This is a genomic window from Rhodococcus sp. D-46, assembly GCF_011290655.1.
In the GTDB taxonomy this organism is placed as follows: Bacteria; Actinomycetota; Actinomycetes; order Mycobacteriales; family Mycobacteriaceae; genus Rhodococcus_F; species Rhodococcus_F qingshengii.
In genome coordinates this window covers 115,535-128,843 of record NZ_JAANTF010000014.1, presented here as the reverse complement: position 1 = coordinate 128,843, position 13,309 = coordinate 115,535, and the positions used below count along the sequence as shown (strand labels likewise).

The following is a 13,309-nucleotide window of genomic DNA, read 5'->3' as shown; positions in this document are numbered from 1 at the left end:
AGCGTTGCCGGGACCGAATCTGACTCACAGCAGGTGGGGAACTATCTGGCCGTACGCGGGGAGAAACCATGGCCACAAAATGCGCCATAAATGGCCGCCAGTGGGGAGCTTACGATGGCCGTCGACACTCGGGTTCGCTGTGCTTGCCGGCTTGGCGGTGACAGCGTTGGTGACAGCGTTTGGGAAACCTGCGACGATCGGCGTTTTGTTCCTGATGCTGGGGTTGGCGATCCGAGGGCTGTTCCCTCAATGGGTGAAGAAGAACGATTGGCTGGCTGTGACCGGTGCAGCAGCGGGGCTATCGGTATTGACCTGGGTGGCGGCACCGGAGTCTGTGTCGGGGGTAGCGCTGGGCGCGGCCGTAACGGTCGGTGTGATCACACATTTGCTCGGTGATGCCGGCACGAAGATGGGTGTGCCGATGCTGGCTCCGTTCGTGAAGATCAACGGAAAGCGTTGGTGGGATGTCGCTCCGCCTGCAGCGGTGCGTATCAAGGCGTCGGGCCCAGCGGACAAAATTCTGCTCGGTGCGTTCACATGCATTGCGGTCGCCTTGGCGTACGTGGTTGTGTTCTCCCCGGCATCGGTCGGGATGGGCTGGTCGTAGAAGCGGCATCACCCCGGCTGCTTTGCGCTGCCGGGGTGACGCTTTCGTTCTTTCGTTTACAGCTGGTTCCGTTCCTACAGTTCTGCGGCGAGGTCGCGGAGTGGCCTTATCCGGACCTTGCCGTGTTCGAGGAGTTGTCCGCCCCAGACCCCTGTTTCGCGGGATTGCTGGGCGAATTGCAGACATCGACTTGTGAGGGGGCACTGTGCGCACACCTGCTTCGCGATGGCGATTGCTTCGTTGTTTCGCGGAAACCAGAGATCGGGGTTGGCTGCATCTCGGCACAGCGGTGCGGGCTGACTGTCTTCGCCGGAAACCAGATCGCTGTACGTCGTTGGAATTTGCTTGAGTTTCAAGGTTTTGACTCCTTTCTCGTCCGGTGAGGCCAGTCGGAGGTATCGGTTAGTACAGATCGTCGATGCGGAAATCTGATTCCTCGAGCACCGCGTCGAGCGCCGACTTCGCTGCTATGGCCTCTTCGAGGAAATCTTTCGCAGCCGCGACTTGGCTGCGGAACGCATGGAGCTCGGTGTCGTCCACGGCGTCGAGGAAGTCCGGCAGTTTGCTTCGGACGGCAGCGACGTCGGGTAGGCGTTCGCCGATCGAGTTGATGTCCTGCAGGTGGCGGACGAAGTCTCCGTGCTCCCGGAGCGCAGTCATCGCCGACTTCATGTCCAGGTGAGTGCCGTCGTGCGCCCCTGGCGGTACCGGCGGCAGATTTTCATTGCCTCCGCCCTCGAATGCTGCTGTCGCTGCTCCATTTTGCCCGCCGCCATGAGCTGGTTGAGGGCCACTGTCCGGAGAGTAGGAACCGTCGGCGTCTTCATCGTTGGAGGTTGCAGGTTTGCGTGGTGAGACTGCTCTCCCCCCGAATTCGCCTTCGCCTTGGATGGAATCGAAGTCGCCTGATGGTGCTTCGGGCGGCACATCGTCGGGGTCCGGTAGTGCTCTCGGTTTCCGTCCTGCGTTCTCGTTAATGACGTCGTCGATTACACCGCTGACGTCGTCGGCCGTCGCGTGCTTTCCTCGCGCGATTTGGTCGACCCGGTCGGCGATCTGATCGACCAGATCGCGGTCCCCTGCTCGATCGACGCCTGGCGAGATTTCTCGCAGTGGCCGCTCCGGAATTTCGAGTTCGGTCATGTCGACACCGGTGCGCTCGGCGACAGCCCATGTCAACCAGGCGACACGCGCCATCCGGTGAACGTGCGAGTCCCCGTATGGCGCACCGGTCCGCGGATTGATTAACGATCCGCGGAACTCGCTGAGCAGCATCTCTCGTGGCGTCGGGTACCCCAATGCCTCGTGGGCACGCCGTACGAACAGTTGTCGCATCGTCGACTGAAACGTGTCGGCTGCGTCGATCGCCTTGCTGATCAGCTCGCGCGCTTCGTCAGGGCTGCATGGGCCCTCACCGGCGGCCCGTACGTCACCCTCCGCGATATCGAGCCCACCAGCTGCTGCGGCGACGGCCGCGTCGATCTCGTCTGTCATGGACATGATCGTCCCCCGCTACCGTGCTGCAGCGCTTTGGCCGGCGATTGCCGGGTCAGCGCCCTGGTTGTTCTGTCCACGAGTGGCTGTCTGGCGTTCCCGGTTCGCTTCTGCGCGTTCCGGATCGATGCGGGTGACCCATTCGGAGGGCCGGATCCGTTCGGGGTCGCCTGCTGCCCGTTCGAGAGCTGAATGGCGGGCGGACGGAGTGGGCGCGATATAGAAGCCACGTCGGCCCTTGAGCGCAGGTGTGCCGAGGAGTGTTGCCAGCTCTTGGCGGTAGTAGCTTTCCTGGCTCGTTCCGCGGTGCTTAGGCGGAATATCGACGGTGATGCCGCCGTCCTTGTCTGGGCGCACCGAGAATGAAACACGCGGTGGTCGGCCTGCGAGGAGCTTACGGACTCGGTAGGTGACCTGTTTGGTGTCGTCGAGGTCTACAGGCTTACCGGTGCGCTTGGACTGCTCCAGTGACCGATCCCATTGTGTTGGTTCGGGGATCGGGTTTCCGTTGGTGTCACGGGGAGGCAACGCGGCGGGCGCTGCCATGCTGGCGCCGCTACTGGGTCGGGCTTTGTAGGCTTCGACGAACTCCGCGTTCGCGCTGGCCCTCATCTTCTGAATCTTCCCGTAGGACAGTCGTTCCTGGGCCCCGATCGGTGCGTCGGCGGCGACGTTGTCCGCAACCGTGGGGCCACCTGGCTGCGACTTTCCGGCGTTCCCGGCTTCGTATCGGCGTGCGAGGACGTTGCTGGTTGCCGCGATGTGGCGGCACCAGGATCGTTTGGAGTAGTCCTCGCAGCTGCATTTCAGGCCGCGTCCGCCCGCAGCGGAGTGTGGGGAGAACACTCGGCGGCCGTCGAGGTCTTCCCACACTGCGACGGTGCCGGACACTGTGGCGTCTGGATAGCTGGCGCGGACGGGAGGGTTGGCGATGTGTCCGCCGTTGGACGTGCTGAGGACGTCGGCTGCGCGCGCGGTGACGATGGTGCCTTCAACGGGCTCGTTGTTTTCTCCGCGAACCCGGATGGTACGACTTTCGGTGGTGAAAGACTGTCGACGGTGCATCGGCTTCGCGACCTGTCCGTCGTCGTTGCCTTTCGTCTTCGCCAGAAGGGTCCGATAAGCGCTGCTCGCTGCGAGTTCGCGGGCCTTGTATTCCTCGCTTGGGCTACCCGGGACAGGGCAGCGGTGCCCGCTGTTGAGGGATGCGAATTGACCGCAGGACGGGCACTTTCGCTGTACGAGAGATTCGGCGTAGTCGTCTTCGTTCTCGAAACCGTAGTTGTCGAGTTTCGCTCCCCTGATCATGCCGAGATCGTTGATGGCCTGCCCGAATGCTTCGTCGCTGTCGAGCATTGCCTGCACGTTCTCTGGAGATACTCGCCGCATGAAGGGTCGCGCTGTCCGCCGTTCACCGGACTTGGTGGTGTAGTCATGTGGGCGTACGACCAGAAGCCCGTTCTCGGGGTTGTAAGAGACGTCTTTGATCCAGGATGCGGATCCCCCGCGTGCTTCGAGTTCCTTGTCGAGTCGCTTCTCCTGACGGCTGATCTGTCGTTGTGCGTCGCGCAGCTCCACATCGTCCATCTCGGGGTTTCCGGCGAGTACTCCGCTGAGGCGCTGTTCATTGGCGGCCCTGAAAGCGGCTACGTCCTCGTACTGGCCGGGGAAGTGGGTATCCATGCCGGCCTGCAGTTCCTTGTCGGAACGCGAGAGCATCTTGCGGATTCGTCCGGCTTCCGCTGTGCGGTTGATGATTTCGGCCTGCTGCTGGAGTGACTTCTTCTTGCTGACGATGTCGCCGTTGGGGCAGGCCGCGCCGAGGTGCCCGAATTGGCCACACTGTTCGCAACGTATCTGTGCGCCTTCGGATTTGGGGTCGATGAAGGAGCGCAGTTTGTGTTCGGGGCGGATCGCGGGTCTGGTCTCGTGTGAGTGGACAGCGGCAAGTCGGCGTTGTTCCATCTGTCGCATGGTGTCGCGAGCACGGCCGGAAATGCCCAGGTCGGACTGGTCGCGGGCCGTTATGCCGGCGCCCTTCATGCTGTTGCGATAGTCGTCGGTGAGGCTGATGTTCGAGAAGTCGCCCTTGCGGTTCATCAGGGTGTTCCACTCGCGTTGAGCTTCTCCCATGCTGATTCCTCGGTGGCGGGCGTTCATTTCGAGGAAATTGTCTTTTGCGGGTCCGATGCGTTCGAGGATTCCGCCCATGCGCATGACTGATGCCAGCTGTGCTGGGGTGTTCTGTTGTTCCGGCCCCAACGGCTTGCCGTGTTCGTCTTTCCCTGTTTTCAGGCGGTCGAGTTCTTGGTCGATCCGTGTGATGTATCCCGGCTGTCCTCCGCGTCCCGGGGAGACACGGTACTTCGACTCGTCGGAGAACGCAGTGGAGTCGGCGACGTCTTGACGGACGGCCTCCCAGACCTTGATCTGGGTTTGGCGCCACTGTTCGGGGTCTTGGGTGAACTGCCGATTCATGTCTTCGAGTTGGTGTGTGAACTCGTGCTGGGTCGACTGAACCTCAGCGTCGTGGAAGGCGCTTCCGCCCATCTGCCGTTGCAGCGCTTTCGTGAACCCGATGGTGAACGAGCGGCCCTTGTTTTCGCGGCAAACCATGCCGTTACCTCCCTGTGAGGTGGTGGATGTGGAGATCTCCGATAGGTGACATCATGCCGCCTTTGGCGCGAGTGCGCCAGCACCCTGTCCGGCTATAACCGCAGGCCAGGCCCTTGTTTCTGAGACGCGGCGGGTGCTGTGTTGTATGTGTAGTACAGATACCGCAGACACTTCGTGTGCCAGTGAGTACCTCATGAATCATGGTGCGATTGTGCTGGGGATCCTTCGGCCAAACGCGCCTCGTTTGCCGCTTCGACAAGGATCGATTCGGCGCCTCGAAAGAAGTCGTCCGGTTGTTCGGTCGGGGTGACTTTCAGGTGTACGAGTCCTGCGTCACTGAGCGATTCGAGGTAGTCGTCCGGCGTGTCGATACGAAGGATCACCAGGTTGCTCCGGGTCTGAACCTCGACCTCTTCGTCGTGCTCGTCCAGTCGGATGATTGCTGACTCCGGGAAAGGGATCGGCTCCCAGGGTGAGTAGTCACCAGTGTTGACGACAAGGCGTGTGTCAGCTGTCCAGACCCCTCGTTCCACGGTCGTCTGTATGAGGGTGCCGTCGACTCCGTCGATAGAGATCGGCACTTCTTCGATAACGCCTGCCGGTGACTGCCCATTCGGATCACCGGCGGACAGGAGAAGTGCGCGCTGCTCATCAGTCATGACAAGCCAGCTGCCATCGGCATGGGCCTCCTCGTTGATAGCGCTTTGCAGACGAACGCGTTGACCATCCGCATGACGCCGTCGGATCAGCGCCATCTCGTACTTGATGCGAGCTTGCTTGTCCTTGTATGCCATGTGAGAGGCGAACACAGCCAGCTCAGCTTCCGACACAGATTCACCAAGGTCGTCGCCTGGCGGCAAGCCGGCGACTGCTGCGATTTCGTCGACGGGTTCGAGGTCGGACTCATCGGGTGCAGGGACTGGGTGCAGATCGAGTTCGTCTAGGGCTGCAGTCAGTTCGGCATATCGGTCACCGAGCATCACCGCCAGGACATCATCGACTCGATCGGCATAGACGCGGACACCTTCGAAAGCTGCGTCGTACAAGAACGGTCGAATCTGACCGACCATCGGGACCAATCGCCCATGCGCTTCGCCGACCGCGTGAACGTGTCCGTCGTCGATGACGAGCGGTCCGCATGTCTTGGTCGGATCCGCGGCCGCAGCGTCCTGGCGACTGATCGGGGTGATGCGGGGTGGTGTGTGAGTCATGAGTGACACCTTCCTGCCGGCGATGCCGGCAACCGTGAGTACAGATCACGGTAGAGGTGGGTGTTCCGGTCATTGATGGCTCACAAACAGCCCCATTCTCAGGCTCGTTCGAGCTCGTCGATCACTGCCTGGGAAACGACGGCGATGAATGATTCCGGTGTCACCGAGGTGAGGACCGTTGTGCGCTCGGGGATCACAGGGGCCGTCACCTTCGCTGAGGGCAGCACCCACAACACGAGCGTTCCGGAGTCTCGAAGCAGGTCGATCGCGTTGTCGATGGCTGCGGCGTCGTCCGCCGGCAGCTTCCCGTCCGTCAGTACGACGACGATCCGTGCCCCGGTCCGGTTGAGGATGTCACTGTCTGCGATCACCTCGGTCAGCGCGATGTCGCAGCCGTCGGATCCGGATCCGCTGTCGACGACACGTGGTACCTGGGCGGGGGCCGTTCCGGCTTTGATGACGTCGAAAGTGCCACCTCCGAACCCTCGCACTGTGCAGGTGCCGCCGAGTTGATGCACTGCGGATGCTGTCGCCCATCCCAAAGGTCCGGCGTAGTTCGCCCACCGCGCCATTGTCAGTGACGCGTCGAAGACCATCGCGAAGGTCAACTGCACCCGCGCTCGAGGTGCGATCCTCTGCTGAGTCCATGGTTTCGCGGTGGCTTGCAATCCCAGTTGGGTTTGCGCGCTGTAGCGGACCAGTTCCCGGGGGTTAAGGCGACCAGCTGGATACGCCACGGGCACCGGGCGCACACCCGGCGATCGGTAGCTTGCTTCAGACAGTTTGTCGGCGAACAGGTCCCGTGCTGTGCGTTCGGCATCCGTGGGGTCGGAGTAGCTGAGCATTCGACTACGTGGCAATCCGATCCCAGCGGCGTCGAGAGGTTCTTCCACCAGCCCCGACCGGTTTCCGACGATTTCGAGTCCGGTTCCGTTGAAACGCGCTGCGATATCGAGTGCTTCGGCGACAGCGGCCTTGATGGCGGTCTCGATCGGCTCGATGATCTGCTGCACCACTTCGGCTGTGAGTGCCGTGTTTGGGATACCTTCAACTGCAGCGTCGACTGCTGCGCTGAAATCTGCGCCGACTGATTCCCATCGAGCGTGGTCGTGAGCGTCGAGACGCGTTGCCGTGCGCCAGATTTTCACACAGTTGGCTAACCCGTCGTGCCCGCAATGGTGCACGATCCACTGTTTCGCTCGCCGTATCATCAAGCCCGGCACCACAAGTAAATCCACTCGAGGGAGAACACCGGCGAGTAGGACACGCGCCAGTTCCCTCTGAGTCAGCAAAGGTGGCATGGGGGCGAGCATTCCGAGTGCAGCGTGCATGATGGTGCGCTCTCCATCCCTCGCTACTGCCAGCTTCGATTCACAAACGATCTGTGCCAGGTCTCGCGCGGCCGCCCATGCCTCGGTTCCTCCGTGTTCGGGGTTCTGCCACCATCCGTCCACTGCGAAGACACTGAGTCGGGAGACGATCAAGCCCGACGCCTCTGGGTGCGCCATGCGATGCACCATCGAATCCATGCGTGTATCAGGACTGATAACAGCGCCCATCCGCGCGACGTCGATGAGCAAACGGTTCGGGGAGAAGGCTGACAGCACTGGCGTTTCGAGCAACGCGGTGCCGTCGATGCCGAACAGGTGGATATCGACGGTGGTGTCCACGAGTTCGCGTGAAGCTGCTCGGATGGACTGCACCGTACGAATCCAGATGTCCGGAACTGTGCTCAATATGATCACTCCAATGTCTCGACCGCGGGCATCGTCAACATTGTGTCTGTACCGGTTCCGGTACAGACACCTGCCGGATCTACTCGGTGGACTGAGAAAGGGCTTCGTGTGATTGTCTACGGGATCTCGTACACCACGGACCGATTTGCGCATGAGGTCAAAGAGGCGCATGTCGCCTTCGCTACGGATGCCGGAGTGTATGTGTCCGGTCACGTCGACGACCTGGTGATCGAGAGGACTGAACCCACTGTTGAGGCATTGACCACTCTCGGATTCAGGGTGCAGGAAGCCGCGGAGAAAGCTGCGGCTGATGCTGAACGGAATGTCCCCGGCGGTGTTCCGTACCAGCCGATGATCACCTCGATGCCAGGAGACAGCGACGCGATCCCCGATGGCAACACACAAGCCTGGCATGCGATCGCGCTACGTCTGGCTGACCGATACGCGGGAATGGGCGGCCAATACGGCAGCGTCGAGGAGTTCGTGGAAAAAGCCCAGTGGGCCAGAAGGGAAGTCGAACAGAGCTCGGAAGGCCCCACCACCCCCACCTTTGTCGACGGCTATATCCCTCGCAGCGTTGACGGCGTCCACACTGACATTGAGATCTTGCGGCAAGCCCGCACATACGGGATGCACGTCATCCAATCCGGTCCGCCGGGGACCGGAAAGTCAACGTCAGCGACCGCAGCGCACGGCGACCATCTCCTTACCATCGCCTGCTACGACGGAATGACTTTCCAAGACTTGGTCGGGCAGTACCTCCCAGTGCCTGGCGAGGCCGGCGTGTTCCGGTACGTCGACGGCGCTCTGGTGACAGCGATGCTCACTGGCCGACCACTATTGCTCGATGATTTCGGGTGGATGCCGTCGGGCGTGCAGGCCACCCTGCTCCCTGTTCTCGATCACCGACGGACCTTGACGGTGCTCGACCGCCCCGACGAGCAGGTTATTACGGCGGCAGAAGGCTTCTGCGTGATCATCAACCTCAATCCCGGTATCGGGTTCGGGGTGACCAGCCCAATCCGGGACAGGTCGGCGTTTGAACTGCACGTACCTGTGGACCTCAAGGCAGCCTCGCAACTGGGCATTCCGGCAGGGTTCATCGAGGTGGCTCAGCATCTGCACACTCTGGCTGACGGCGAAGCCGCCAATGGCATTCGCCGTTGGGTTCCGTCGATGCGATCTCTGATCAAAGCGCGTGATCTCACGATGGTGTTCGATGAGCATTTCGCTGCGTGCGCGATGTTGGGCGAATGCCCGGATGGCGAACAGAGAATGAAGTTGCAGTCTCTGCTCACGACAGAACTCGGACTGGGTATTGATGTCCCTGAACCGTTGCAGGCACGGTCACTCTAAGAAAGCCGGCAGGGCGCTGCAGGGAATGCTCCCCGCAGCGCCCCGAGGTGCATCGAAGAGTCCGCGATCCGTGGCCGGGCCTCACACCGACCACGTGCGAATACAACGAGCCACGACCGACGACGCGGAGGGTTTGCGTCGATCTGTCGTGCGCACCAGCACCTAAAGGTGCCATCGTGCTGCAACACCATCGTAGGGCAGTCGGCGGCGGTGTCGCACGATCTCTGGTTCGTACGGTCGATTGAATCTGGTGTCGGTATTCGTTTGGCTCGGCGGGGCCCAAGCCGTGATGACCGTCTAAAGGAGCGTGACACCCTTTTGAAGTGAGGACTAAGGTCCTAGTACTTTTTGATGAGACATTTAGCCCAATTGACGAGTGGGCGCTCCATTCGGAATTGGACGCAGAAAAGCGGTCGGGCCCGCCAGTTTCCTGGCTGGGCCCGACCGCTTCACTTCTACCTGCAATAACACTCGTATTCGGCGTGCCGAGTACGTGGCTAGATGCAGTTGGCGTTTGCCGCCGCGGTGCGCATCTCCGATGTCTCGAAAACCTAGCCGAACAAAATTGGGTTTGCAAGCCAACAAATCTACAACTTATGTGCTTAAACCTTGCACTAAATCAACGTCGAATTGTGGCGTCACCCAACAATTTTAGAATTCACCCCACCATCCTGACGACGCCCGCGGCCAAAGTTGGGCGATTCCGGTTGGGATAAGTTGGCTCGCAAGGTAAAGTTTCGGCGGTGACCAGCCCTGAGAAGCGATTCGGAGACATCGTCGCCAAGCGACGGTCAGCTCTCGGGCTCAATCGCAAGCAAGTGCAGCAGAACGGCGGCCCCTCCGACACCAAACTCGCAGCGATCGAATCAGGCGACTCGGACGCCCGAATGCACAGCTCAACGCTTGAAAAGCTCGACACCGCACTGCAATGGGTGCCAGGCAGCGCATCGCGAGCACTCAGCGGCGGTGAGCCAACACCACTCTCTCCCCAAGGGGAAGCCTTACGTTTTGGCCCCAACGAGGTCGCGGTGCCGATCGTCGATCTCACGTCCCTGATACGTGCCACGGACACACTCAACATGGCGTTACTCGATCTCGACTCCCCTTCCGACGACGTCAAGAGTTCCTTCGCGGAGCTCTCCGCCGTCGTTTCCAGACTCACCCTGATCAAAGTCATCGACTTGTTCGAGCGGAACGCGGGCCCCGATCATCCACCGCCGCCGAATCTGGATCTCATCTTCGGCACTCATCTCAACCAACCCGCGGAACGACAAGGTGCAGATCCGACAGATCTCGAAGACCGCCTGTACCTACGCTGGTTGGCCCATCGCCGCGTCAACATAGATGCAGCCACCGAACATCGGTTCCGGCAACGGTGGTTCGATCACCAACCACTACAACCATCGAACATCAGCCAGCCGTTCGCATCAGAGAGCGGTGGAGAATGAGCGCCATGAGTCTATCCGCGCGAGTGCAGAAGCTGTTCGATGCAGCCAATTCGGCTGGACGTACCGACACAGCCGAATCGGTCGCAGTCGCAGTAGGTGCCGCGCTGAGCCGAACCCTCAGCAGGGCAGACATACAGGCGTTGCTCGACGGTGCAGACACGCCAGACAACGAAGTCCTGGCCGCCGTCGCTGCCCACTTCGAGGCGCCGGCCTCCTATCTGACCGGCACGCCCGAGGAACAGGCCGACTACGACGCACAGCTGGACTTCTACTTCAGTTTGACCACAAGCCAGCTTTCCACCATTGCGCTACGCGCGCGCAACGCGAACATGCCGTCTGCGGCGGTCAACGCGTTGACCAATCTGATCAACGAAACTCACGAAAAGTACGGCGACCCTAACGGCCAAGACTCGTAGACATGGATGCTCTCGAAGACGCTCCCACCCCCGAGGAGCTTGCCCGCAGGGCGCTCGCAACCCTCCCCTTCTCGCGGCCGTGGTCAATCGAATCGTTCATCGCCGAGCTCGGGCTTCGCATCAACCGCCTGATCATCGTCGAGGATCTTCCGATCGATCTTCACAGTGAGATCACCGGGCTCTGGATACCCGCCAAACGACGGGACGTGATCTACGTCCGACATGACGCCGAAGGCAAATACCGCGAGCACATCATCTGCCATGAACTCGCACACATCGTCATGGCTCATCAGAAGAGCAACAAACAGGACTTCCTCGAGTACCTACGCACGAATATTCGCCGGGTCTCACCGCAGCTGCCGGACTACATGATTCACCGACTTGCGTTGTCACAGGTCTGCTTCACCCGTTCCACCCACACACTCCACCCGGTCGAAGTAGAGGCTGAGGAGCTGGCGACACTGATCATGGCTAAGGCCGACGAGATGCGCGCTCCCCTCTACCCAGACGATCTGCCGGAGACGCAGAAGAACCTCCTCCTACGTCTCGCAGGGATGATGGGTTGGCAAGTGCAGTGACTCTTTACAACTTCGCGGGCACACTCGTCCCGATCGCGCTCTTGACGTTTGTCGCGTTCAGAATCCCGATGTGGAAACGGAACCCGGACAGTCGGCCCCTCACAAAAGTGTTGGCCGCCCTCGGTTTAGGTCAAGCCGCACGCATCCCCATACTCTCCGACGACTATGTCGATGTCTGGCTTCACGACCTGACAGGTATCTGGAACATTCCGGACGCCACTGCGGTTCTGCTCGGAACTTTCGCATTCTGCTGCATCGGCGAAGCCGTGGCAACTGTCGTTCAAAGCCCGTCATTCAACAAGACGCGCCACCGACTATTCACAGCAACTATGGTCACCGTTGCCGGCGTCGGGTTCCTGCTGTCGCCAGCGACTGAAACGCCGACGAACTTCGTCTCGCGTGATTTCCCGCCCACTGGACCACTTTTGCTCTACTGGGGCGCGTATCTGGGGACATTGCTTTACGCGTTGGTGTTCGCGCTGTACTACCTCTTCGGGTTGCTCAGGGAACGCAGAGTGCGCAGCGGGCCACTCGGTCGAATAGTGGCCGTTCTCGCCGCAGCATGTTCTCTCGGGTTTCTCTACGGGATAAACAAATTGCTGTATCTGGTGCTCCAAGCCGCCGGCGTCGAGAACTGGTACACCGATCATGCCCAGACCATCACATTGGTACTTGTCCTTGGCCCGATGATCATCGCGGGCTACGCACTTCTCGTGTTTGCGACCGCGATACTTCCGGACCGGTTGCGGCGCTATCAAGCGATCCGCGCCTATAGCGCGGAGTACGAAAAGATCGTTGCCACAGGAACAAACATGCTCATTCCACGCGACGCGGCCGTGTACAGCACCCGCCGCGCCGCGTGGAAAGGCAGCCGAACACCTGTTGCTACGCACCGCATGATGGTTGTGTTGTCCGACGCTGCGAAGGGCCCAGTCTCGGCGTAGTCGAGTTGTCAGTTACTCGGCGCGAATTGCATGGACAAGCCAGGTAACCGGCCCGAACTGTGCCTCGTCGTAAGGAACGTCACGGCCGATTGTCGCTCCGAATTCCTTGATCGTGGTTTGGTCCGCGATCACCCACCCGCGCGCTCCTACCCACGCAACCGGGTCTGCGACATGCGATTTGAACCCGATGCCCGCCGCTGTCGCCATCCCAGCAAGTTCCTTGGTCTGCTCTTCGGCGATCATTCCGGGCGCAAACGAGACGAACAGCAACTCGGATCCAGGCGCGCTTACCGCGGACAGTTCATCGAGAATCTGATCGTTCTGCTCGTCGGTGAGGTACATCAGAATGCCCTCCAAAACCCACACTGTCGGAACGTCGGCGTCGAATCCCGCTGCGGTCAGTTGTGTTACCCAATCGCCGGTCAGATCTGCGGGGACCACTGAGCGCGGGCCTGTCGCCTTCGCATTGGACTGTTCAAGAACCGGTTCTTTGAATGCGAAGACGTTCTCCAAGTCAACCTCGAAGAACGCGACGTCGTCGGGTAGGCCCAGGCGGTACGCCCTTGTGTCGAGGCCGGCCGCGGGCAGCACGACCTGGCGGGCACCTCGTGACACTGCTGCTTCGATTCGGTCGTCCAGGTAGCGGGTACGCGCCGCAACCGATTCGTATACGCGACTGGTGATGACGTGCTCGAGCTTGGCCTGTCCGACTGGCAGCCCTGATGCCTCGACGAGCGCGGATGCCAGCGGATCTTCGAACAGGGCATCGTCGCGAGTCGATTCAAGAGCCCGGAAGTGCGCGATCAGAACCGACGTTGAGGAGACATCTCCGGTTGCGTTGAATGCACTCATGTGTAGTGTGCCTGAGCCTTTCGTATGTTTGGTCGTGAGCGCCATTCGCGC

Annotated in this window: 12 protein-coding genes; 6 read left to right on the top strand and 6 right to left on the bottom strand. The window is 60.8% G+C overall.

The window, feature by feature from the left end; all coding sequences use genetic code 11:
• Positions 1 to 100 precede the first annotated feature (100 nt).
• Positions 101 to 607, top strand: coding sequence for a metal-dependent hydrolase (locus tag G9U53_RS30775; RefSeq protein WP_165639854.1), 507 nt, complete (start codon positions 101 to 103; stop codon positions 605 to 607).
• 74 nt (positions 608 to 681) lie between these two features.
• On the opposite strand, the gene G9U53_RS30770 is transcribed toward G9U53_RS30775, so the two are convergent.
• From G9U53_RS30770 to G9U53_RS30750, 5 genes are all read right to left on the bottom strand, one after another.
• Positions 682 to 963 carry a WhiB family transcriptional regulator gene (locus tag G9U53_RS30770; protein ID WP_064112201.1) on the bottom strand — a complete coding sequence of 94 codons (282 nt, stop codon included), beginning with the start codon at positions 961 to 963 and terminating at the stop codon, positions 682 to 684.
• 46 nt (positions 964 to 1,009) lie between these two features.
• On the bottom strand, positions 1,010 to 2,107 hold the full coding sequence (locus G9U53_RS30765; RefSeq protein WP_207624735.1) for a hypothetical protein: 1,098 nt from the start codon (positions 2,105 to 2,107) through the stop codon (positions 1,010 to 1,012).
• 12 nt (positions 2,108 to 2,119) lie between these two features.
• Positions 2,120 to 4,717 carry a hypothetical protein gene (locus G9U53_RS30760; RefSeq protein ID WP_165639852.1) on the bottom strand — a complete coding sequence of 866 codons (2,598 nt, stop codon included), beginning with the start codon at positions 4,715 to 4,717 and terminating at the stop codon, positions 2,120 to 2,122.
• A gap of 191 nt (positions 4,718 to 4,908) precedes the next feature.
• Complete coding sequence (locus G9U53_RS30755) at positions 4,909 to 5,928, bottom strand: hypothetical protein (RefSeq protein WP_165639851.1); 1,020 nt, start codon at positions 5,926 to 5,928, stop codon at positions 4,909 to 4,911.
• Between the two features lie 98 nt (positions 5,929 to 6,026).
• Entirely contained in the window at positions 6,027 to 7,664 is a 1,638-nt protein-coding gene (locus tag G9U53_RS30750) for a hypothetical protein (RefSeq protein ID WP_165639850.1), read from the bottom strand.
• Between the two features lie 108 nt (positions 7,665 to 7,772).
• On the opposite strand from G9U53_RS30750, the gene G9U53_RS34280 reads away from it, so the two are divergent.
• From G9U53_RS34280 to G9U53_RS30725, 5 genes are all read left to right on the top strand, one after another.
• Positions 7,773 to 9,020, top strand: a complete 1,248-nt coding sequence (locus G9U53_RS34280; protein ID WP_165639849.1) for an AAA family ATPase — start codon at positions 7,773 to 7,775, stop codon at positions 9,018 to 9,020.
• A 743-nt stretch (positions 9,021 to 9,763) separates the two neighbouring features.
• Positions 9,764 to 10,468 carry an XRE family transcriptional regulator gene (locus G9U53_RS30740; RefSeq protein ID WP_165639848.1) on the top strand — a complete coding sequence of 235 codons (705 nt, stop codon included), beginning with the start codon at positions 9,764 to 9,766 and terminating at the stop codon, positions 10,466 to 10,468.
• Between the two features lie 5 nt (positions 10,469 to 10,473).
• Positions 10,474 to 10,884 carry a hypothetical protein gene (locus G9U53_RS30735; protein WP_165639847.1) on the top strand — a complete coding sequence of 137 codons (411 nt, stop codon included), beginning with the start codon at positions 10,474 to 10,476 and terminating at the stop codon, positions 10,882 to 10,884.
• A 2-nt stretch (positions 10,885 to 10,886) separates the two neighbouring features.
• Positions 10,887 to 11,462, top strand: a complete 576-nt coding sequence (locus tag G9U53_RS30730) for a hypothetical protein (protein WP_047269095.1) — start codon at positions 10,887 to 10,889, stop codon at positions 11,460 to 11,462.
• Positions 11,459 to 12,406 carry a hypothetical protein gene (locus G9U53_RS30725; RefSeq protein WP_165639846.1) on the top strand — a complete coding sequence of 316 codons (948 nt, stop codon included), beginning with the start codon at positions 11,459 to 11,461 and terminating at the stop codon, positions 12,404 to 12,406. Before G9U53_RS30730 ends, G9U53_RS30725 begins: the two co-directional genes overlap by 4 nt.
• Positions 12,407 to 12,418: 12 nt before the next feature.
• On the opposite strand, the gene G9U53_RS30720 is transcribed toward G9U53_RS30725, so the two are convergent.
• A complete protein-coding gene (locus G9U53_RS30720; protein WP_099698397.1) occupies positions 12,419 to 13,258 on the bottom strand; it encodes an SAM-dependent methyltransferase in 840 nt (279 codons plus the stop codon).
• Positions 13,259 to 13,309 lie beyond the last annotated feature (51 nt).

Excerpts from the sequence above, each read along its gene's own strand:
- G9U53_RS30765 (WP_207624735.1), bottom strand. The coding sequence starts at position 2,107 with ATGTCCATGACAGACGAGATCGACGCGGCCGTCGCCGCAGCAGCTGGT.
- G9U53_RS30720 (WP_099698397.1), bottom strand. The coding sequence starts at position 13,258 with ATGAGTGCATTCAACGCAACCGGAGATGTCTCCTCAACGTCGGTTCTG.
- G9U53_RS30730 (WP_047269095.1), top strand. The coding sequence starts at position 10,887 with ATGGATGCTCTCGAAGACGCTCCCACCCCCGAGGAGCTTGCCCGCAGG.
- G9U53_RS30755 (WP_165639851.1), bottom strand. The coding sequence starts at position 5,928 with ATGACTCACACACCACCCCGCATCACCCCGATCAGTCGCCAGGACGCT.
- G9U53_RS30735 (WP_165639847.1), top strand. The coding sequence starts at position 10,474 with ATGAGTCTATCCGCGCGAGTGCAGAAGCTGTTCGATGCAGCCAATTCG.
- G9U53_RS30760 (WP_165639852.1), bottom strand. The coding sequence starts at position 4,717 with ATGGTTTGCCGCGAAAACAAGGGCCGCTCGTTCACCATCGGGTTCACG.